At 66.9% G+C, this 21,118-nt stretch carries 19 protein-coding genes and 3 pseudogenes; 17 read left to right on the top strand and 5 right to left on the bottom strand.

Annotated features, from left to right (window positions below; all coding sequences use genetic code 11):
• Nucleotides 1–21: 21 nt before the first annotated feature.
• The 3 genes and pseudogenes from BHE01S_RS13060 to BHE01S_RS39090 all read left to right on the top strand — a co-directional run.
• The gene (locus tag BHE01S_RS13060; protein WP_042264503.1) at nt 22–1,386 is read left to right on the top strand and encodes an FMN-binding glutamate synthase family protein; all 1,365 of its coding nucleotides are present in this window, start codon (nt 22–24) and stop codon (nt 1,384–1,386) included.
• A 205-nt stretch (nt 1,387–1,591) separates the two neighbouring features.
• Nucleotides 1,592–2,983 (top strand): ammonium transporter, encoded by a 1,392-nt coding sequence (locus BHE01S_RS13055; RefSeq protein WP_042264502.1) that lies wholly within the window; start codon nt 1,592–1,594, stop codon nt 2,981–2,983.
• A 150-nt stretch (nt 2,984–3,133) separates the two neighbouring features.
• A pseudogene (locus BHE01S_RS39090) lies at nt 3,134–3,364 on the top strand (helix-turn-helix domain-containing protein); the annotation flags it as partial.
• Between the two features lie 21 nt (nt 3,365–3,385).
• On the opposite strand, the gene BHE01S_RS13050 reads toward BHE01S_RS39090, so the two are convergent.
• On the bottom strand, nt 3,386–4,360 hold the full coding sequence (locus BHE01S_RS13050; protein ID WP_042264500.1) for an AraC family transcriptional regulator: 975 nt from the start codon (nt 4,358–4,360) through the stop codon (nt 3,386–3,388).
• A gap of 101 nt (nt 4,361–4,461) precedes the next feature.
• Here BHE01S_RS13050 and BHE01S_RS13045 point away from each other — a divergent pair, with 101 nt between their 5' ends.
• From BHE01S_RS13045 to BHE01S_RS36720, 6 genes and pseudogenes are all read left to right on the top strand, one after another.
• Nucleotides 4,462–5,373 carry an SDR family oxidoreductase gene (locus tag BHE01S_RS13045; RefSeq protein WP_042264498.1) on the top strand — a complete coding sequence of 304 codons (912 nt, stop codon included), beginning with the start codon at nt 4,462–4,464 and terminating at the stop codon, nt 5,371–5,373.
• Between the two features lie 15 nt (nt 5,374–5,388).
• Nucleotides 5,389–5,487 (top strand): annotated as a pseudogene (locus BHE01S_RS39085) (NAD-dependent epimerase/dehydratase family protein); the annotation flags it as partial.
• Between the two features lie 236 nt (nt 5,488–5,723).
• Nucleotides 5,724–5,954 (top strand): CocE/NonD family hydrolase, encoded by a 231-nt coding sequence (locus BHE01S_RS39845; RefSeq protein WP_042264496.1) that lies wholly within the window; start codon nt 5,724–5,726, stop codon nt 5,952–5,954.
• Nucleotides 5,858–6,697, top strand: coding sequence for a CocE/NonD family hydrolase C-terminal non-catalytic domain-containing protein (locus BHE01S_RS39985; protein WP_245639730.1), 840 nt, complete (start codon nt 5,858–5,860; stop codon nt 6,695–6,697). The genes BHE01S_RS39845 and BHE01S_RS39985 overlap by 97 nt, the downstream gene beginning before the upstream one ends.
• A 247-nt stretch (nt 6,698–6,944) precedes the next feature.
• The gene (locus BHE01S_RS38765; RefSeq protein ID WP_084068811.1) at nt 6,945–7,175 is read left to right on the top strand and encodes an NAD(P)-binding domain-containing protein; all 231 of its coding nucleotides are present in this window, start codon (nt 6,945–6,947) and stop codon (nt 7,173–7,175) included.
• 125 nt (nt 7,176–7,300) lie between these two features.
• Nucleotides 7,301–7,474 (top strand): annotated as a pseudogene (locus BHE01S_RS36720) (transposase); the annotation flags it as partial.
• Between the two features lie 15 nt (nt 7,475–7,489).
• Here the strand turns inward: BHE01S_RS36720 and BHE01S_RS13025 are convergent.
• The 4 genes from BHE01S_RS13025 to BHE01S_RS13010 form a co-directional block, all read right to left on the bottom strand.
• Nucleotides 7,490–8,884, bottom strand: coding sequence for an aspartate aminotransferase family protein (locus BHE01S_RS13025; protein WP_042264492.1), 1,395 nt, complete (start codon nt 8,882–8,884; stop codon nt 7,490–7,492).
• A 177-nt stretch (nt 8,885–9,061) separates the two neighbouring features.
• A complete protein-coding gene (locus BHE01S_RS13020) occupies nt 9,062–10,213 on the bottom strand; it encodes a porin (protein WP_042264489.1) in 1,152 nt (383 codons plus the stop codon).
• A gap of 130 nt (nt 10,214–10,343) precedes the next feature.
• Nucleotides 10,344–11,294 (bottom strand): 2-hydroxyacid dehydrogenase, encoded by a 951-nt coding sequence (locus BHE01S_RS13015; RefSeq protein ID WP_042264487.1) that lies wholly within the window; start codon nt 11,292–11,294, stop codon nt 10,344–10,346.
• A 111-nt stretch (nt 11,295–11,405) separates the two neighbouring features.
• Entirely contained in the window at nt 11,406–11,996 is a 591-nt protein-coding gene (locus BHE01S_RS13010) for an amino acid synthesis family protein (RefSeq protein WP_042264484.1), read from the bottom strand.
• Nucleotides 11,997–12,141: 145 nt separating this feature from the next.
• Here BHE01S_RS13010 and BHE01S_RS13005 point away from each other — a divergent pair, with 145 nt between their 5' ends.
• From BHE01S_RS13005 to BHE01S_RS12970, 8 genes are all read left to right on the top strand, one after another.
• On the top strand, nt 12,142–13,944 hold the full coding sequence (locus BHE01S_RS13005) for a helix-turn-helix domain-containing protein (RefSeq protein WP_042264481.1): 1,803 nt from the start codon (nt 12,142–12,144) through the stop codon (nt 13,942–13,944).
• Between the two features lie 122 nt (nt 13,945–14,066).
• Entirely contained in the window at nt 14,067–15,050 is a 984-nt protein-coding gene (locus BHE01S_RS13000; RefSeq protein ID WP_042264605.1) for a flavin reductase, read from the top strand.
• Nucleotides 15,051–15,081: 31 nt separating this feature from the next.
• Nucleotides 15,082–16,593, top strand: coding sequence for an aldehyde dehydrogenase (locus BHE01S_RS12995; RefSeq protein WP_042264479.1), 1,512 nt, complete (start codon nt 15,082–15,084; stop codon nt 16,591–16,593).
• Between the two features lie 32 nt (nt 16,594–16,625).
• Entirely contained in the window at nt 16,626–17,714 is a 1,089-nt protein-coding gene (locus tag BHE01S_RS12990) for an LLM class flavin-dependent oxidoreductase (RefSeq protein WP_042264477.1), read from the top strand.
• Nucleotides 17,715–17,718: 4 nt separating this feature from the next.
• Complete coding sequence (locus BHE01S_RS12985; RefSeq protein ID WP_042264475.1) at nt 17,719–18,561, top strand: alpha/beta fold hydrolase; 843 nt, start codon at nt 17,719–17,721, stop codon at nt 18,559–18,561.
• On the top strand, nt 18,558–18,926 hold the full coding sequence (locus tag BHE01S_RS12980) for an NIPSNAP family protein (RefSeq protein ID WP_042264472.1): 369 nt from the start codon (nt 18,558–18,560) through the stop codon (nt 18,924–18,926). The genes BHE01S_RS12985 and BHE01S_RS12980 overlap by 4 nt, the downstream gene beginning before the upstream one ends.
• A complete protein-coding gene (locus tag BHE01S_RS12975) occupies nt 18,923–20,101 on the top strand; it encodes a quaternary amine ABC transporter ATP-binding protein (protein ID WP_042264470.1) in 1,179 nt (392 codons plus the stop codon). Before BHE01S_RS12980 ends, BHE01S_RS12975 begins: the two co-directional genes overlap by 4 nt.
• The gene (locus tag BHE01S_RS12970; protein ID WP_042264468.1) at nt 20,094–21,041 is read left to right on the top strand and encodes an ABC transporter permease; all 948 of its coding nucleotides are present in this window, start codon (nt 20,094–20,096) and stop codon (nt 21,039–21,041) included. Before BHE01S_RS12975 ends, BHE01S_RS12970 begins: the two co-directional genes overlap by 8 nt.
• Nucleotides 21,042–21,118 lie beyond the last annotated feature (77 nt).

The raw sequence follows: 21,118 nt of genomic DNA, 5'->3' as shown, positions 1-21,118 counted from the left end.
CACACGATCGAGAAGGTCCCCATGGAAACCAAACCGGTTCATTTCGCGCGTCTGCAGCAGGAAGAGTCCAGTACCTTCGACCGCAAGACCATCGACTACATTCACACGGCCGCGCAGCGCGGCCTCTATGAAATCCGCGGGCTCGGCTCGAAGAAGAGCGTGCCGCACTTCGACGACCTGCTGTTCCTCGGCGCTTCGCTCTCGCGCTATCCGCTCGAAGGCTATCGCGAGAAGTGCAGCTCGCAGACTGTGCTCGGCACGCGCTTCGCCAAAAAGCCGCTCGTGCTCGACACGCCCGTGACGATTGCGGGCATGAGCTTCGGCGCGCTCTCGGCGAACGTGAAGGAAGCACTGGGCCGCGCGGCCACGGCTGCGGGCACTTCGACGACCACCGGTGACGGCGGCATGACGCAGGAAGAGCGACAGTCGTCGAAGACGCTCGTCTATCAATGCCTGCCTTCGCGCTACGGCTTCAACCCGGACGACGTGCGCCGCGCCGACGCCATCGAAGTGGTGATCGGCCAGGGCGCGAAGCCGGGCGGCGGCGGCATGCTGCTCGGGCAGAAGGTGAATCCGCGCGTGGCGTCGATGCGCACGTTGCCCGCGGGCGTCGACCAGCGCTCGGCGAGCCGCCACCCCGACTGGACCGGCCCCGACGATCTCGCTATCAAGATTCAGGAACTGCGTGAAATCACCGACTGGGAAAAACCGGTCTACGTGAAAGTCGCCGCCACGCGCACGTTCAACGACGTGAAGCTCGCCGTGCACGCGGGCGCCGACGTGGTGGTGATCGATGGCATGCAGGGCGGCACGGCCGCCACGCAGAGCTGCTTCATCGACAACGTGGGCATTCCGACGCTCGCGGCGGTGCGCCAGGCCGTGGATGCGCTCGAAGACCTCGACATGAAGGGCAAGGTGCAACTGATCGTCTCGGGCGGCATTCGCACGGGCGCGGACGTGGCGAAGGCGCTCGCACTCGGCGCGGACGCGGTGGCCATCGGCCAGGGCGTGCTGATGGCGCTGGGCTGCAACAGCGAATCGTACTTCCAGAACGGCGCGCTTCATTCGGCGGTGGCCGACTATGCGGCGCTAAACACCGCGCCGGGCTTCTGCCATCACTGCCATACGGGCAAGTGTCCGGTGGGCGTGACGACCCAGGATGCCGTGCTCGAAAAGCGCCTGGAACCCGAAGAGGGCGCGCGCCGCGTGAAGAACTACCTCAAGACGCTCACGATGGAGCTCACGACCATCGCGCGCGCGTGCGGCAAGCAGAACGTGCATCACCTGGAGCCGGAAGACCTCGTGGCGTTGACGGTCGAATCGGCGGCCATGGCGCGCGTGCCGCTCGCGGGCACGTCGTGGATTCCCGGTCTGGACGTGCGTTGATCGGGTCGTAGCACGAGCAGTATTTGCAGCAATGGGCGCACGCGCGAGGAGACCGCCGCGCGCGCCGTCGAAACGCGCGAGCGGGCGCCCGACAAGCCCGCAGCGCGGGTCATGCACTCGTATCCATCTTCTCTCCCACACGCGTGTCGTGAAGGTCGCGCCGCTTGCGCACGCCTCACGCGACGCCTTTCTACAGGATCGTGCAATGAAAAGCTTGGGCAAACTACTCGCGGTGATCGGCGCGCTGGCGCTCTCGCTGCCTGCGCTCGCGCAAGGCGCCGCCGCGCCGGTGCCGAACAAGGGCGACACCGCATGGATGATCGTCGCGACGCTGCTGGTCGTCATGATGGCGGCGCCGGGCCTCGGTCTCTTTTACGGCGGCATGGTGCGCGCGAAGAACATGCTTTCCGTGCTGATGCAGACGCTCGTGATCTTCTGTCTGCTCGGCGTGCTGTGGGCGGTGTACGGCTACAGCGTCGCGTTTACCGAAGGCAATGCGTTCTTCGGTGGCTTTAGCAAGATGTTTCTCGCGGGCGTGACGCCCGACACCACCGCCGCCACGTTCAGCAAGGGCGTGGTGATTCCCGAATTCATCTACGTGTCGTTCCAGCTCACGTTTGCGGCGATCACGCCCGCACTCATCATTGGCGGCATTGCCGAGCGCGCGAAGTTCTCGGCGGTGCTGGCCTTCATGGTGTTGTGGTTCACGTTTTCGTACCTGCCGATTGCGCACATGGTCTGGTATTGGGCGGGACCCGACGCGTACACGAGCGCCGCGGCGGCAGAAAAGGCCAATGCCACGGCGGGCTTCCTGTTTCAGAAGGGCGCGCTCGACTTCGCGGGCGGCACCGTCGTGCATATCAACGCCGGCATTGCGGCGCTGGTGGGCGCGATCATGATCGGCAAGCGCGTGGGCTTCGGCCGCGAGCACATGGCTCCGCACAGCCTCACGATGACGATGATCGGCGGCTCGCTGCTGTGGGTGGGCTGGTTCGGCTTCAACGTGGGTTCGAATCTCGAAGCGAACGGCGCGGCAACGCTCGCCTTCGTCACCACGCTGCTTGCCACCTGCGCGGCCACCGTCTCGTGGACCGTGGTCGAATGGACGCTCAAGGGCAAGCCGTCGATGCTCGGCGCGGTATCCGGCGCGATCGCGGGGCTCGTGGTCATCACGCCCGCATGCGGCTTCGTCGGACCGATGGGCGCGATCATCATGGGCTTCATCGCCGGCGCGCTTTGCTACTGGGGCGTGAATGGCCTCAAGCGCCTGCTTGGCGTGGACGATTCGCTCGACGTGTTCGGCGTGCACTGTATCGGCGGCATTGCGGGCGCATTGCTCACCGGCGTGTTCGCCTCACCGAAGCTGGGCGGCACCGGCGTCTATGACTATGTGGCGAACAAGGTCGGCGACTACGATATGGCGAGCCAGATGATCTCGCAATGCTGGGGCGTGGGCACGTCGCTGGTGTGGTCGGCGGCGGTGTCGTTCGTCGCGTTCAAGCTAGTGGATGTAGTCATTGGCTTGCGTATCGATGAGGAGGGTGAACGTCAAGGCCTTGACACGGCCTCGCACGGTGAGGCGGCGTACCACGGCTAGCACGGATTGCGGCGAACGTTCAGAGGTTTGCCTTCCTGAACGTTCGCTAGCTTTGCGATTCGACTGCGGCGGCGCGGAGGATCTGGGTGGCTTGTACAACATCCCTCAAATAGGTTTAGTAATTATCAGGCTGCAGGTACGGGTGCAGCAGCGGCACTCTCGCGCTCGGTGTTTTTCGAGCGTTTCGACCGTGCGGTGGGGCTCGCGCCGATGGCCTATTTGTTGAACTGGCGTATGGCGCTGGCGAAGAACATGCGCAGGCGGACCGACCGCGGGATCGCCGAGATTGCCGAGTGCGTTGGCTATGGATCGGCGAGTGCGTCCAGCGTCGCATTCACCGGTCATGTGGGGCTACCGCCGGCACGCTCAACGCGGCTTCAGTCGGCGACCTCGTTGCACGGTTTATCGGCGGGACGTGAGCAGGTTCGGCGTTCGAGCGAATGCCGTATCGGGCCCACTTTCGCCGCCGCTGATTTGCTGGCGGCCGTATTGGCGCGGGGCGCAATTCATGATCCGTTTGAAGGCCGCGCTGAAGGACTTTTCTGATTCATACCCGAGCGCGAGGCCGATTTCAGCGACCGAGTCGCGCGAGTGCGTCAGCCTGTTGGCGGCCAACGACATACGCCAACGCGTCAGATAGTCCATCGGCGAGAGCCCGACGAGTTCCTTGAACCGGAGCGCGAAACTCGTGCGCGACATGGCAGCCTGCTCGGCCAGCGTCTGTAGCGTCCATTTCGCGCCGGGCGTCTCGTGCATGGCGTTGATCGCCGCGCGCATCCGTTTATCCGCGAGTGCGAAAAGCCAGCCGACGGCTTCTTTACGCCCACCTGCCAGCTGCAGCCGCAATGCTTGCACGAGCACGAGGGTAGCGAGCTGTTGTGCGACGATGCCGCAGCCCGGCTGCGCTTCGCGCAATTCCTCTCTCATGCGCTCGATACACCATCGCAGCATTGACGGGCCCGGTTCCTCCCGAACGTGGATGACCGCGGGGAGCACGTCTAAAAGCAGATCGGCCTGACCGTCGGCCAGCGTGAAATACCCGCCGACGCTGAGGAATTCGCCGCCGCCGTGGTGGGTCACGATACGGCCGTCCCTGACCTGCGGGATGAGTGTACCGAACGCGACCGGCTCCGCCGCAAGATTGCTCGCGATGCGAAAGGGCTTGCCTCGCGCAAGCAGAAAGCATTCGCCTTCGGCGATCTCAAGCGGCTCGGGTTCGCCATCGACGCAGACCCAGCACTGGCCCCGAAGCACTGTATGAAACTTGACCCCGTCGAAGGGACCGAATTGCACGGCCCAGTCGCCGGCCGCATCGAAGCCGCCGGAAACATAGCTTTGCAGCTTCAGGAGCGACAACACATCCGATAGTGGATCCATGTCGAAGTTTGAACGATCGAATACCAGAAACGAACTCTACGACATGGATCGTTCCGATTCAACGCCCTAAGCTGTATCCGTATTTGAAAGGGAGAGGTGCGATGAGGATATTCGTGACTGGGGCGACCGGCTGGGTCGGTTCGGCGGTTGTGCGGGAATTGATGGAGGCGGGGCATCAGGTCACGGGTCTGGTCCGATCCGCAGAGCGAGCGGCGCAACTCAGGACGGCCGGCGTCCGGACGCTCGTGGGTTCGCTCGAAGATATCGACCGCCTGCGGGAAGGCGCTTCCGAAGCCGATGCGGTGATTCATACTGCGTTCAATCACGACTGGTCTCGCTTTGCCGAGAACAGCGTGGTGGAACGGCGTGCTATCGAGGCGATCGGTGCGACGCTCGAAGGATCCGACCGGCCATTCCTCGTCACGTCCGGCGTCGCCTTGCTGGCCCCCGGTCGAATCGCGACCGAGCAGGGCGTCGCGCCACCGGTTTCAGAGCGATTCCCCCGAGCGTCGGAGGCAGCCGTGAGGGAGTTGACCGCGCGGGGCGTAAAGGCGACCACGATACGCCTGGCGCCATCGGTCCACGGTCTGGGCGACCACGGTTTTGTGCCGCGTCTCGCGGCCATTGCCCGCGAGAAGGGCGTGTCGGCCTATGTGGGCGAAGGGCTCAACCGCTGGCCCGCCGTTCATCGGCACGATGCGGCCCGTGTCTACCGTCTGGCTCTCGAGAACGTGACGGCGGGGCCGTTCCATGCAATCGGCGAGATGGGCGTGGCGCTCAAGGATATCGCCGCAGCGATAGGCCATAGCCTCGGTCTGCCGCTGGTTTCGCTTTCTGCGGACGAAGCCGCCGCGCATTTCGGATGGTTTGCCCCCTTCGTGGGTATCGACGCCCCTGCGGACAGCCGTCACACGCGAGCGATTCTGGGCTGGACGCCACAGCACCGGGGCCTCCTGGCAGACCTCGCCGATCCCGGTTACTTCCGCGTCGAACAGGCCGGCTCGTCCCATTGAAGTGAGATTACAACCATGCGTATTTTCGTCACAGGCGCGGCGGGCTTCATCGGTTCCGCCGTCGTTCGCGAACTCGTTACCGCGGGCCACACGGTGACAGGCCTTGTGCGTTCGGCGCAGCATCCCTCATTGATGAGGGATCTTGCGGCTGCCTTGAGCGATCGGGGTCGTTAGACGCCGGCCTTGCCGTGCGGTGGGACTGAGCCGGGATCACACGACGTACTTGCCGTACCGATAAATAAGGACGTCTTATCATACGTTTTAAGCGAATCGCGCCGTGGGTCGCTGCCTTTTTCATCGTATTTACCCAGCCTTCTCTGGCTGAGCAGGTCGATAGCGGCGTTCCGGGCATGATCTTCGACCATGACGTGCCTGTCGCGATGACCGATGGCGTGAAGTTGCGCGTCAATATCTATCGTCCGGAGAAGCCCGGCCGGTATCCGGTGCTCATGTTGATGGGGCCCTACGGGAAAGATACGATCAGGTGGCTGCGCTACAGCCGGAAGGGCTTGCCGCGATACTGCCCTGGGAAGGCGCGTTCGATCAGTATCGGGAAATCGCCTGCTACGGTGGCATCTTGAACGTTTGCGGTGCAGATCCGCCGGCCCAGCGGAACCGTCTGGAGGAGCGCTGCCGCCTGGCCGCTGCCGGGCACGCGCTGGCAGCGCTACTATCTCGATGCGGCGAACGTTTCGATGGCGCCTCGTCTGGAGCATCTGGCGTCCGCCCAGAAATCCTGCGCCGGATTGGGAGACGGGCTGACTTTTACGACGAAGCCCTTCAGCGAGGAGACGGAATTCACCGGCCGATCGGCGTGAGGCTATGGGTCGGTTCTTCGACCGCGGACATGGACATCTTCGCGGCCCTCAGGCTGATCGATCCGCAGGGGCGGGACGTCACCTTTGTGGGCAACAGCGATCCGGACGTACCGCTCGATCTTGGCTATCTGCGGGTTTCGCACCGTGCTGTAGACCCAGCGAAATCCACGGCCTGGCAGCCGTTTCATCCGCACCTTGCTCGCGAGCCGATGACACCTGGACAACTGTATCCGGTCGACGTGGAATTCACGGAGCCGACGAGCATCGTCATTCCCAAGGAATACCGCCTGGCCCTGACGATCCAGGGGAAGGACTTCGGCTATGGGCCTGGCGCGCCCGTCGTGCATGCGAAAGACTACGATCTTCCGGACGACAGCCATTCCGGGCTGTTCTTCGCCGCTCATCCCAATCGCGATTCCGCGCTGTACGGTGGCACCGACACTATCGCGACGGGCGGCAAACATGCATCGTACTTGTTGTTGCCTCACGTCCCGCCTCGCAGCTGAGTCAAAATCGTGATGGCCCCATTGATTCCGTATGTTGCCGTTTTCGGGACCCTGCTCGTCGGCGCATCCCTTTTGATTTCCACTGCGGTGACAGGCGTGCCGACGCTCTCATCAGGAAGATCGGAAGTGGACGACATTGTCGCAATACTCGAGCATGCGAAGCTGCCACGCCACGCGTTGATCGTCGATCTGGGAAGCGGATGGGGCGATCGCAGAGGTCGACCAGGGTCTTCCGGAGTCTCGGTGGGTGTCCCGGCAGCTCGTCGAGGCGCTCGAGTGTGACGCGTTCGACGCCGGCTCGCTCGCAGAATCGTGGCGTCAACAGCCCGGACAGCCTGCCTACTGCACCGATGCGACAAGAGCGGAACTACGCTCGCTGCTTGCGCGCGCCGCTATCAAGCTCTGGGCGAGCGGGAGCCTTTCCCATACGGTGACAACCGCTTCGGGGTACCGCAACGCGACGATCTTTGCTCTGTGAAACTCCAGAAGGATCTGGTCCAGATTTTTGGGTTTGTCGAGGCGGCGCGGCTCGTTTGCAAGCAGCGCGCTGCGCTGAATCATCGCAATGTACGACGCGAAGCTAGTCCCCATGGGACGCGGGACGCGCGCAGCATGAGCGTGCGCGAGACCCAGGGCTTCCTGCTGGAGAGGTACGCCATCGAGGCGTCGCCGGATTTCATCAGCACGGTGACTGATGCGCTCATGGACAAGGTACGCGAATGGCAGCAGCCGCTTGATCCGATGTATCCGGTGGTGTTCTTCCAGCCAGTGAGTGTCGATCCGGAGCGGTGCTCACGTCCGCGCGTGTGCGCGCAGCGCCGCGCGCATGTCGGCGGCGTCGAGCAGCTCGTCGAGCGTGCGCGTGACGCGTGCGAACATCTCGTCGCATTCGTCCTCGGCGAGACACAGCGCCGGCGCGAAGCCGAGCGTGTTGTCGCCGAACGCGCGGAAGATCACGCCGTGGCGGTACGCGGCGTCGAACAGGCGCGCGGGCAGCTTCAGCGATGGATCGAACGGCGCGCGCGTGCCCTTGTTGGCAACGAGTTCGAGCGCGCCGAGCAGCCCGCGGTGCCGCGCGTCGCCGACGAGCGGATGTTCGCGTAGCGCGTCTAGCGCCGCGCCGAACTGCTTTGCGCGAACCTGGCCGTTCGCGAGCAGCCCGCCTTCGTGATAGAGGCGCAGCACTTCGAGCCCGATCGCGGCGCTCACCGGATGCGCGGAATAGGTCTGGCCGTGACCCACCGGCACGTCGGTCGGCGCGCCGTCGGCGATCGCCTGATAAACGTGTTCGGCCATCAGCACGGCGCCCATCGGCGCGTAACCAGCCGTCAGTCCCTTCGCGACTGTCATCAGGTCCGGCTCGACCTGCTCGGCCGCGCATGCGAACAGCGGGCCTGTGCGCCCGAAGCCGGTGATCACCTCGTCGGCGACGAACAGGATGTCGAGGCGCCGGCAGGCGGCGCGCATCGCTGCGAGCCAGCCGCGCGGCGGCACGATCACGCCGCCCGAGCCCTGCACCGGCTCGCAGAAAAACGCGGCGACGTGCTCCGCGCCCAGCTCGGCGACCTTTGCTTCGAGCGCCGCGACCGAGGCCGCGATGATCGCCTGCGGGTCGTCGGGCGTCGCGCTGCGGTACGGATACGGCGACGGAATGTGGTGCTGGGTCGCGAGCGGCAAGTCGAAGTGACGGTGGAACACCGGCAGCGCAGTGAGCCCCGCGCCGAACGACGACGAACCGTGATACCCGCGTTCGAGCGCGATGAAGTGCTTCTTATGCGGCTTGCCGAGCGCGTTGTAGTAGTAGGTGATGAAACGCACGGCCGAATCGACCGCGTCCGAGCCGCCGAGCGTGAAGTACACGCGCGACAGCGCGGCCGGCGCGAGTGACGTCAGCCGCTCGGCGAGTTCGATGGCCGGCTCGGAGCCGAAGTGGAAATAGCTGGTCGCGTACGGCAGTTTCGTCATCTGGCGCATCGCCGCGTCGACGATGCTCTGTTGGCCGTAGCCCGTGTTCACGCACCACAGGCCCGCGAACGCGTCGAGCAGTTCGCGCCCCTCGCTGTCGCGCAGCCAGACGCCGCGGCCGGAGTCGAGGACCGTCACGCCGCGCGCCTCGTGCGCGCGGTAGCCGATCACGGGGTGGATCAGATGCTGGCGGTCGGTTTCGACCAGGGCGTTCGTTTGCATAACTTGTCCTCAGAGGATGGCGCTGTCGGCGAACCAGAAACGGTTTCACACGGGGACTACACGGTAGTCCGCCGGAAATCGCCGGTCTTCCGCCGAAAGGCAGCAGGAAAGGCCTCGTGCATCCGCCGCCGGTGGCACGCGAAGGCGAAAGGCGCTCGCCGGTGGACGCGCGGTTCGTCAGAAACGATGGATCATCGCGAGACGCACGACCGTCTGGTTCTCGCTTGTCGACGGACCGGCCGACGCGGGCGTCGTGGGGAAGTCAAAGGCGGTGCCGGTGTGCGCGCTGACGACGTGCGCGTACACGCCCTGCAGCGACACCGCGGTGCGACGGCTCAGGTCGTAGTTGAGCATCAGCGACAGCTGGTGCCACTTCGGCTCGTAGGCGCCGACGGTCGAGTGCAGCTGGGCGTCGGTGAACGTGTACGCGCCGAACAGCCACAGTGCCGGCGTGAACGCGTAGCGCGCGTTGACCTCGTAGTTGGTGAACTTCCACGATTGCCAGCGGCCGCCGGGCGGCTGCGTCGCGGTCGACGCGATGTACGCGTTGGCGGTCGGGTCGTAGACGTCGACGTGCGAAAACGCGAAGCCGACCTTGGTTTGCGAGAATGAGTAGGCTACGGCCGCGACGATGTTCTGCTCCGATGAGCCCGTAAATACCGCGTCGGTCGAGACCGCGCCGTTCGCCGAGCCCGGCGAGTTCGCCTTCAGGTAACCCAGTGCCGCCGTGAGGCCGGCCATCTTATACTGCACGGCCGCGCTGTACAGGCGGTTATTCGCGAAATTGGTGTCGTTGCTGAAGCCGTACATCGCCTCGGCCTTGAACCCGTCAATCGTCGGGCTCGTGTACTTGACCGAGTTGTTCACGCGGAAGTCGAAGTCCGCGTTGTCGTTGTCGAACGGATGCGAGGCGATGTCGCCGCTGACGCCGCCCGCGCCCGTCATGCCGCTCCACAGATCGATCGTCGGGTCGTACTGGCGACCGAAGGTCAGCGTGCCGGCGCGGTCCGACTGCAGCCCGACGTAACTCTGCCGGCCGAACAGCCTGCCGCCCTGTTTCAGCGCGCCGCTGTTCACGTCGAAGCCGCTTTCCAGCCGGAAGATCGCGTGATAGCCGCCCCCGAGATCCTCGGTGCCCTGCAGGCCCCAGCGGCTGCCGAGCGTGTCGCCGCTTTTCATCTGGAACGTGCCGTGGCCGCGCGCGTTGCTCGTGTAGTTGATCCCCTCGTCGATGATGCCGTATAGCGTGACGCTGCTCTGCGCGTGCGCCGTCGCGGCCGCGCCGCCGAGTACCGCTACTGCCGCTGCCAGACCTGCTGTTTTCCTCATGATTCCCCCTTTGGTTGTGGCGTGAGTTAAAACCGGTGTGTCATGCGTCGGCGCGGCCGGTCCCGCCGGCCGTCGGTGACGAGGCCGGGGACGCAGAGCGCCAGTGAAGCGAAAAGCGGCGCGGGCCGGGTCAGTAGCCGCGCGAGAAATCGATGCCGTCCGGGATGCGCCCGGTGGCGCGATACGCGGCGACGTTGCGCGCGACCACCGCCGCGGCTGTGCGCAGATCGGTCGGCGCGGAGACGTGCGGCAGCACGGTCACCGACGGGTGCTGCCAGAACGGCGAGTCGACAGGGAGCGGTTCGATGTCGAACACGTCGAGTACCGCGTGGGACAACCGGCCGTCGTCGAGCGCGCGCAGCAGGTCGGCGGCGACCACCACCGGGCCGCGCGCGAAGTTGACGAGCGCGGCGCCTGGTTTCATCGCGGCGAGGCGCCGGGCGTCGAGCAGGCCGCGCGTGCCGTCGGTCAGCGGCACGAGGCAGACGACGATGTCGCTCGCGCCGAGCAGTTGCGCGAGGCCGTCCTCGCCGTGGCAGGTCGCGACGCCGCGCAGCGTTTTCGGCATGCGGCTCCAGCCGGTCACGCGAAAACCGGCGTCGATCAGGCGTTCAGCCGCGCGCGAGCCCAGTGTGCCGAGTCCGACGATGCCGACCGTCGTGTCGGCGGGTTTGCGGTACGGGCGTTGTTGCCAGACGCACGAGCGCTGCTGGGCGAGGTACGCGGGCATGTCGCGTTGCAGGTAATACGTCCACGCGAGGACCGCCTCGGCCATCGTGCGCGTCAGTTCCGGATCGACGAGCCGCACGACCGGCGGTTTGCCGTCGGGCAACCGGGCGACCAGTTGCTCGACGCCGGCCCACAGGCTCTGTACCCACGCGAGCCCCGGCAGCGCGGTCAGGGCCGCGGGATCGGGCCGCGCGACGATCGCGATGGTGCAATGCGCACGTTCGTCCGCATTGGCGGCGCGCAGCGGCACGATCCGTTCGCCGGGCATCGCCGCGGCCAGCTCGGCGAGACAGCCGGCTTCCTCTTCGTCGGGTAGATCCGTGATCAGCGTGATGGGGTCGGGGTCGGTCATGGCTTGCGTATGGGCTGGCGTCGGAAAAAAAGGACCCGGCGGCGCGCGTGGGGGCGCGTCGCGGGAACGAGGGAGATCATCGGGAGCGCGCGCAGCAGCGCGCCGTCGCGATCAGGCGGGCGTTTTCTCGCCTTCCATCTCGGCCGTGTCGGCGAAGCGGTCGCCGATGCGCGGATGCGCTCGGCCACCGTCGGCTGCACCGATCGCGACCAGCACCTCGTCGGGGCCGGGGGCGTCGGCGATCTGAAACGTCGCCGTCAGGAAGTGCGATCGCTGGCCCGTCGTCGACTTGTGGATCATCGGCAGCGACAGCAGCGCGCCGGGGCCGACGCGCGTGTTCGTGAAGCTGAGGAAAGTGCTGCCGTTCACGGCTTCGCGGTACATGTTGCCGAAGCGCAGCGTGTGGATCAGCGCGGACGCGTGTTCGATCTCGCCGTTCACGCCGACCACGGCGGCCTTGCCGTAGGCCTCGACGCGCGCGGCCGGCATTACGGCGACGAGGCGGCGCGTGAGTTCTGCGCCGAGCACGGGCGCGATCCGCAGGATCTCGGGCCGCAGGTTTTCGCAAAAACCCTGGCCTGCCCAGGGGTTTTTCAGCACGGCGGCCACGACCACTGTCGTGATCGGTTTGTCCGCGCGCTTGCCGCCTTCGATATGGACCTCTTCGACGAACGTCGAGATTTTGCGTACGTTGATGTTCATGCCGGTTCTCCATGCGGGTGAAGTGACGATGGAGCGGATGCTAAGCAGCGCGAAATCGGGCGTCTTCCTCCGTTCCGGCGGATGCCACATTTTTTTGTCACTGCGATAAGTCGTATAGTCAGTCACGCTCAACCGGGAACCGTCGATGCCGAACACGTTGTCTCTGATGTCGTCGCTGCGCGACGTCGCCAGCCGGATCAATACCGACGATGAAGTCGATACGCTGCTGCACAGCCTGATCGAGCTTGCGTGCCGGCACGGCTCGTGGGACCTCGGGTCGATCATGAGCGTGGACGCCGCGCACGGCGACGCGCTCGTCATTGCGCGGCGCGACACGGCGCTGCTCAAAAGACCGCTCTCCGACCGCTGGGAGCTCGCGACGAGTCCGGCGCTCGTCGCGCTGCAGCGCAACGAAGCGGTTTATATCCGCGATGCGCTGGAGACGACCGAGTTCCTCGGCTACCGTCGCGAGGCTGCCGAGCGCGGCTACCGCACGGTGCTCGTGCTGCCGATGGCGTGTCACGACGTCGAGGGGCGGCCGATGGTGCTCGTCGTGCTCGCGCGCAAGATCGTCGATCTGCCGGCCGAGCAGCTCGCGTTCATGGAACTGATCGTGCATCTGGGCGCGATCGCGATCGAGCGCACCCACCGGCAGCGCGCACAGCAGGCGGCCGCTGCGCAGCTGCGGCGCGTGGTAGACGTGCAGGGCGCGATGCTGGAGGAGGTGCTGGCCGGCGGGTCGATGGTCACGCTCACCGCGATGCTCGCCGACCTGCTCGACTCGCCGGTGCTGGTGATCGACCTCTACGGCGGTGAGCTGCACGCGTCGCGCGCGCCGCATGCCTCGCTCGACATGGCCGCGTGGCGCGCGGGGCTCGACGGCGACGCGGGCCAGCAGATTCGCGCGGCGGCGCTGGGCGCGATCGAACGGCACGCGCTGCGGCGCGTGCCGTTCGACCTGCCGGATGGGCTCACGCTGCACGCCAACGTCGAACTGCTGTCGGTCGACGGCGACACCGTCGGCGCGCTGCTGTGCTTCGGCGAACGCGAGCCCGGCGACCTGCACACGATCTCCATCGAGAACGCGAAGTTCGCGATGAGCGTGCAGCTGATGCGCAGCGTGATCCGGTTCCGCTCGGAGACGCGCACGCTGGCCGAGCTGTTCTTCGAGATCGTCGAGCGCCGCTGGCGCGACGAGCAGGACGTTCTGGAGCGCGCGCGCCGGCTCGGCCTCGTGCTCGCGGCGCCGGCGCGGCTCCTCGTCATCGACTATCCGCACCGTTCCGGCGCCGCGTTCGACCGCTCGGCCGAGTGCCATCGCGCGGCGAACATGCTGGCGGTGCAGCACAAGCTCGCGATCCATCCGATCACGGTCGGCAACGGCTTCGTTTGCGTGCTGCCCGACGCGCCGGCACAGACTGCGACCGCGTTCGCGCGCCAGCTGTGCGGCGCGTTGGGCGCATTGCTTTGCGGTGAGCCGACCCTCGTCGTGAGCGACGCGTTCACCGGCCTCACGGCGCTCGCGAATGAGTGGGAGCGCTGCTGGCGGATGATCCGCGTGGCGCGCGCGTTCGGCAAGACCGGCGCGCTGAGCGTGCCCGACCTCGGGCCACTGCCGATGCTGATCGGCGCCGCCGATTCGTCGGACGTGCGCGCGTTCATCGCCGGCACGATCGGGCGCATCGTCGAATACGACGCCAAACACCACGCGTCGTACATCGGTACGCTCGCGACCTACATCCGCCACGGCTGCCGCGCCCAGGCCTGCGCCGACGCGATGGGCCTGCACGTCACGACGCTGCGCTACCGGCTCGCGCGCATCGTCGACCTGTTCGGGATCGACGTGGAGACGCCCGAGAGGCGTTTCGCGGTCGAACTCGCGCTGCAGCTGCACAACCTGCTTGACGCCGGCCAGCCCGTCGGTGCCGCATCGCACAATGCGGATTGAGCGCCGCGCCTGCGGCGAACTGACGGTGGCACGCGCGGAACCTTCCTACGATCCGATGGAAGCCAGCGCAATTTCCGCTACTTACATTCACCTCAACACAACGACGTCCGAGGTGAATGGCCATGCAAGCCGCAGTACCGGATAACCGCACCACCATCGATCCGATCGCGCTGCGCCGCGCGTTCGGCACCTTCGTCACCGGTGTGACCGTGCTCACGACGGTCGACGCCGACGGCCGTCCACGCGGAATGACGGCCAACTCGTTCGCGTCCGTCTCGCTCGATCCGCCGCTGCTGCTGGTCTGCGTCGGCAAGGGCGCGTCCAGCTACACGGCGTTCGCCGGCAGCGACCGCTTCGCGGTGAACCTGCTGAGCGACGCGCAGACGGACGTATCGAACCTGTTCGCGTCGAAGGCCGTCGACAAGTTCGCGGCGGTGCGCCACGACGTCGTGCACACCGGCGCGCCGGTGCTGAACGACTGCCTGAGCTGGTTCGACTGCACGGTGCATGCGCGCGTCGACGCAGGCGACCACATGATCCTGATCGGCCGCGTGCAGGCGTTCGGCACCAGCCCGTCCGCGCCGCTCGGCTTCTGCCGGGGCCGCTACGCGCAGGTGAAGGATCCGCTGCCGCCGGGCTGGCTGTCGTCGACCGACATGTTCGTTGGTTATCTGATCGAGGCGCAGGGTGACGTGCTGCTCGTCGCCGACGGCAAGGGCGGCTGGGTGTTGCCGACCGCGCCGCGCCGGCTCGTCAACGGCCGTCTGCCGGTCGCGGGCGGCGGCGAGCTGTCGCTCGTCTCCGACGACACGTTTCTCTATTCGGTGTTCGACGTCGACGGCCACGACTCCGGTTACCTGATCTATCGCGCGCGCCTCGCCGAACCGCGCGGCGCGCTGGCGCTGCCGGACGGCTTCCGGTTTTTCGCGCCCGACAGCCTGCCCTACGACGAAATCGCCTCGGTCGAGATGCGCGCGATGCTGCGCCGCTTCGTGCGCGAGACCGAGGGCGGCGGCCGTTATTCGATCTACATGGGCTCGCACGACGGCGGCCGCGTGGCGCCGGTCGGGGCAGCGCAGTCGTGGGCCCAGCATCAGCAATCGTGAATCCAGACAGCCAGACAGGACTTCGGACACCATGAAAACGACAGTCGCAACCCTGCAGGGCGCCCGCACCGGCAATTTCATCGACGGGCAGTTCGTCGAGCCGGCGAGCCGCCGTTACGCGCCGAGCTTCGATCCAACCACGGCCGAACCGTGGTACGAATTCGCGCAGTCGGGCGCGGCCGACGTCGACGCCGCCGTGCGTTCGGCGCAGACCGCGTTGAAGAGCCCCGCGTGGCGGCGCATGACGCAGACCGAGCGCGGCAAGCTCGTGCGCCGGCTTGGCGAACTTGTGCTCGCGAACGCCGACGAACTCGCAATGATCGAGTGCCGCGACAACGGCAAGCTGCTCAAGGAGATGCGCGTGCAGATGCGCGCGATCCCCGATTCATATCTGTATTTCGCGGGCATGGCGGACAAGCTGCAGGGCGACACCATCCCCGTGAACAAGCTCGACATGCTGAACTTCAACCTGCGCGAGCCAATCGGCGTGGTCGGCATGATCATTCCGTGGAATTCGCCGCTGATGATGCTCACGGGGACGCTCGCGCCATGTCTCGCGATTGGAAACACGATCGTCGCGAAGCCGTCGGAGCACGCGACCGCCTCGACCCTCGCACTCGCCGAACTCGCGATCGAGGCCGGCATTCCGCCCGGCGTGTTCAACGTCGTGACCGGCGACGGCGCGACGACCGGCGACGCGCTGACCCGCCACCCCGGCATCGCCAAATACGTGTTCACCGGCAGCACCGTGACCGGCCGCAAGATCGCCGGCAATGCCGCCCAGAACCTGGTGCCGTGCCAGATGGAACTCGGCGGCAAGTCTCCGCACGTGATCTTCGGCGACGTGGAGATCGAGCGCGCGGTCAACGGCGTTGTGTCGGGCGTGTTCGCCGCGGCTGGCCAGACCTGCGTCGCCGGCTCGCGCTGCTTTGTCGAGGCGTCGGTGCATGACCGGTTCGTCGAGGCACTCGTCGAGCGGACGCGGCGCGTACGCGTCGGCCATCCGGTTCACGAAGACACCGACATCGGCCCGCTCGCGCTCGCGTCGCAGCTCGACAAGGTCAAGCACTACGTCGCGTCGGGCGTCGAGGAGGGCGCAACCATTGCCGCCGGCGGCCGCGCGCCCGTCGACGCGGCACTCGGCGGCGGCTGGTATTTCGAGCCGACGGTGATGACGCACGCGACCAACCAGATGCGCTTCATGCGCGACGAGATCTTCGGCCCGGTGGTCGGCGTCGTGCCGTTCTCCGACGAGCGCGAACTGATGCAACTCGCGAACGACACCGAGTACGGCCTCGCGTCCGGCATCTGGACGCGCGACATCGATCGCGCGATGCGCTTCGCGCGCGACATCGACGCCGGCACGGTGTGGATCAACACCTATCGTTCGGCAGCCTACATGTCGTCGAACGGCGGCCTCAAGCACAGCGGCTACGGCCGGCGCGGCGGCTTCGAGGTGATGCGCGAATTCTCGCGGCTCAAGAACGTGGTGCTCGACTACTCCGGCGCGATGCACGACCCGTTCGTCATCCGCCTGCGTTGAGTGCGGCGGCTTTTCAATCGACAGAGGCACACATGAAATTCGGTATTTCTCTCAGCATGGAGCGGTTCTCTCCGGACGATTCGATGAGCAGTGCGCGCGACAAGCTGCTGATGCTTGCTCGCGTCGCCGACGCGAGCGGTTTCGAGACGCTGTGGACCGCGGAACATCACACGATCGAGTGCACGATCTCGCCGAACCCGTTTACGGTGCTGACCTGGCTCGCGCAGCACACCGAACGCATCCGGCTCGGCACGGCGACCATCGTAGCGCCGTACTGGTCGCCAATCCGGCTCGCGGGCGAGGCCGCGATGTGCGATCACCTGACCAACGGCCGCCTCGAACTGGGCATCGCGCGCGGCGCGTACCAGTACGAGTTCGACCGGATGGCGGGTGGCATGCCGCAGCAGGAGGGCGTCGCCTACATGAAGGAGCTGCTGCCCGCGGTCCACAAGCTGTGGGAGGGCGACTACGCGCACGACGGCCATTACTGGAAGTTCCCGCTCGCGACGTCGGTGCCGAAGCCGCTGCAGCAGCCGCATCCTCCGATCTGGGTGGCGACGCGCGATCCGGGCAGCTTCGACTGGGCGGTCGGCGTCGGCGCGAACATCCTGTCGACGCCGCTGTCGGCGCCGGCCGGTGAAGTGTCGGTGCTCGGCCAGAAGTTCCGCAAGGCGGTCGCCGATCATCCGGAGCGTCCGCGTCCGCGTTTCATGATGCTGCGCCGTACCTGCGTGTACGAGCGGCCCGAGGACTGGCAAAGCGTTGTGCGCTATAGCGTCGACTACGGCCGCTACTTCGAGAACCTGATGCAGAACATCGGCACCGTGCGCGACGGCTTCCCCGAGGCCGTGCCGTACGAGACGGTCGCGAACCGCGCGAACTACGACCCGCAGGCGATCCGCGAGAACCTGATGTTCGGCACGCCGGACGAAGTGATCCGCAAGCTGCAGATCTACGAGGACGAGGGAGTCGACCAGTTCTGCCTCGGCCTGTCGTTCAACCTGCCGTTCGAGCTGCAGATGAAGACGCTGCGCCTGTTCGCCGACGAGGTGATCCCGCATTTCGCGCGGCGCGAGAAGGCCGCGGCCGGCGCGCTGGTCACCACCGAAGCGGGGAACTGACGCGATGCTCGACGCGCTTTTAAACGCGCCGCCGTCCGCGGTCGAAGGCACCCTGACGCGCGGCGAGACTGCGCTGACCTGGCGGCTGCAGGGCGATGGTCCACACGCGCTTGTCTGCGTCCACGGCGTCGGTTCCTACCTCGAAGCGTGGCAGGGCACGGTCAATGCGCTCGGTCCGGATTTTCGCGTGTTAACCTTCGACCTGCGCGGCCACGGCCGCTCGTCGCGCATCAAGGGCCGCTACGAGATCGACGACTTCGTCGGCGACGTGCTCGCGCTCGCCGATCACGCGGGTTTTGCGCGTTTCGATCTCGCGGGCTTTTCGCTCGGCGGCCTCGTCGCGCAGCGTCTCGCGCTTTCGTACCCCGAACGGCTGCGCCGTCTCGCGCTGCTGTCGACGGTGGCCGGCCGTACCGCCGACGAACGCGCGCGCGTGCAGGCGCGTTACGAAGCGCTGCAGGCGGGCGAGCGCGGCGCGCATTACGACGCGTCGCTGTCGCGCTGGCTGACCGAGGCTTTTCAGGAGCGGCATCCCGAATTCGTCGCGGAGCTGCGCCGCCGCAACGCGCAAAACGATCCGGACTGTTACGCGGCCGCCTATCGCCTGCTCGCGCAGACCGACTACGGCGGCCTGATCGACCAGATCCGCATGCCGACGCTGATCGCGACGGGCGAGGACGACCAGGGCTCGAATCCGCGGATGGCGCGCTACATGCACGAGCGGATTCCGGACTCGCGGCTCGTGATCCTGCCGAAGCTCCGGCATTCGCTGCTGAACGAGGCGCCCGGAGCGGTGGCCGCGCTGCTGCGCGATTTCCTGCTCGAAGAACCGGAGGGCGCGCGATGATCGTCGAAGAACGGATCTACCGGATCCGCAACGGCTGTATGGGCCGTTACCTGAAACTCGTGCAGGACGAAGGGCTGCCGCTCCAGCAACCCGTCCTCGGCAACCTGCTCGGCTACTTCACCACGGAGATCGGGCCGCTGAGCCAGGTCGTGCACTGGTGGGCGTACGCCGATCTCGAGGACCGTCGCGCGCGTCGCGAGCGGCTCGCCGCCGATCCGCGCTGGCAGGCGTTCATTCCGCGCCTGTCGGAGCTGATCGAGCAGGCCGAGAACCGCATTCTCGTGCCGACCGCGTTCTCGCCGCCGCAAACGTTGTTGTCCGACCGGACCGATGGGTCCGGCCCACCGAGGGAGTCAACCGCATGACCGAACGCCTGAAAATCGAGCATCTGTACAAGGTGTTTGCCGAGCGTCCCGAGCGCGCGCTCGATATGCTCCGGCGTGGCGCCACCAAGGCCGACGTGCTGCGCGACACGGGGTACGTCGTGGGCCTCGACGACGTATCGCTGTCGGTGCCCGCCGGCGCGATGTACATGATCATGGGGCTGTCCGGCTCGGGCAAGTCGACGCTCGCGCGCTGCGTGAACCGTTTGAACGAGCCGAGCGCGGGCCGCATCCTGCTCGACGACACCGACCTCTGCGCGCTTGCCGAGCCCGCTCTGCGCGACGTGCGCCGCAAGCGCATTTCGATGGTGTTCCAGCATTTCGCGCTGCTGCCGAACCGGCGCGTGATCGAGAACGTCGAGTTCGGGCTCAAGCTGCGCGGCGTGTCGGCGGCGGCGCGCCGCCAGCGGGCCGGGCAGGTACTCGAAGTGGTCGGGCTCGCGCGCTGGGCCGACAAGCTGCCGCACGAGCTGAGCGGCGGCATGCGCCAGCGCGTGGGGCTCGCGCGCGCGCTCGCGACCGACGCGGACATCCTGATCATGGACGAGGCGTTCAGCGCGCTCGACCCGCTGATCCGCGCGGAGATGCAGGACGAGCTGCTGCGGCTGCAGCGCACGCTGAACAAGACAATCCTGTTCATCACGCACGACTTCCAGGAGGCGCTGAAGCTCGGCACGCGGATCGCGATCATGTCGGAGGGGCGGCTCGTTCGCGAGGGCACGCCACAGTCGATCGTGATGGAGCCGGGCAGCGACTACGTCGCCGCGTTCACGCGCGACGTGGACCGCGCGCGGCTGTTTAATGCCGGCGCCTCGATGACGTCGCTCGCGCCGCTCGTGCAGCGCGACGGCTGGACCGTGCTGGCCGGCGGCGAACCCGGGCCGGCCTTCGTGGTCGACGCCGACGCGCGCGTGCTCGGGCTCGTGGGCCCCGCGCAGATCGACGCGCTGCGCGACGGGCTTGCGCTGCCGCCGCTCGACGCCGCGTTCGCGTGCGTGCCGGCCGCGACGCGCCTCGTCGACGCGGCCGCGCACTTCGGCACCGCGCGGGCGGTAGGGGTCATCGACGAAGTCGGCCGGCTCGTCGGCCGGCTGGAAGCGGGGCGGGTCCTCGCGCACATCGGCGCGGGCGGCGCCAACGGAGACAAGCATGTTTAAAGCCGACGACCTCGCGGTCCTGCCGATCGCGGACTGGATTCAGACCGCGGTGCAGTGGATCGCGCTCCATCTGCGGCCGCTCTTCCTCGTCATCAAGTGGCCGATCCAGAAGCTGCTCGAACTGAACATCGACGCGCTGCACGCGGTGCCGTTCCCGGTCTTCGTGCTGGCCTGCGCGCTGCTGGTGTGGCGCATCGCCGGCAAGGGCGTCGCGGCCTTCACGCTGGTCGGGCTCATCGTGATCGCGGCGCTCGGCGTGTGGGCCGACGCGATCACGACGATCGCGCTGATCGTCACCGCGATAGTGTTCTGCGCGGCGATCGGCGTTCCGGTCGGCGTGGCCTGCGCGCGCAGCGAGCGCGTGTGGCGCATCGTGCAGCCGATTCTCGACATTATGCAGACCACGCCGACCTTCGTTTATCTGGTGCCCGTTGTGATGCTGTTCGGCGTCGGCACGGTGCCGGGCGAGGTCGCCGTCGTGATCGCCGCGATGCCGCCGCTGATCCGCTTCACGAACCTCGGCGTCCGCATGGTCGATCACGAGCTGGTCGAGGCCGGCCTCGCGTTCGGCGCGGACCCACGCCAGCTGCTGTGGGAGGTGCAGCTGCCGCTCGCCGTGCCGACCATCCTGGGCGGCCTGAACCAGACGGTGCTGACCGCGATGGTGATGTCGGTCGTGATCTCGATGATCGGTGCCGAAGGGCTCGGCCTCGTCGTGCTGCAGGGGCTCGGCCGGCTCGACGTCGGCCAGGCGGCGATCGGCGGCATTGCCATCGTGCTGCTCGCGATGATTCTCGACCGCGTCACACAGAAGCTGGCGCGCTCGCAGCCGGGCCGCGGCGCGCTGCGCGGCGTGCTCGGCCGGTTCGTGCGCGGCGGCCGGGCCGACGATGCGGGAGACCGGCTGCTTGACGAGCGCCAACCGAAGGAAGCGCTATAGATCCTCGCCGCGACTGCCGCGACTGCCGCGGTTCGGCGGTCGGATCCGTTGCCCGCATTGGCGGCAAGCGGCCCGGT

Source organism: Paraburkholderia heleia NBRC 101817 (genome assembly GCF_000739775.1).
Classification (GTDB): domain Bacteria; phylum Pseudomonadota; class Gammaproteobacteria; order Burkholderiales; family Burkholderiaceae; genus Paraburkholderia; species Paraburkholderia heleia.
Note: the sequence above shows the minus strand (reverse complement) of the source record. Positions and strands in the feature narration are given on the sequence as shown.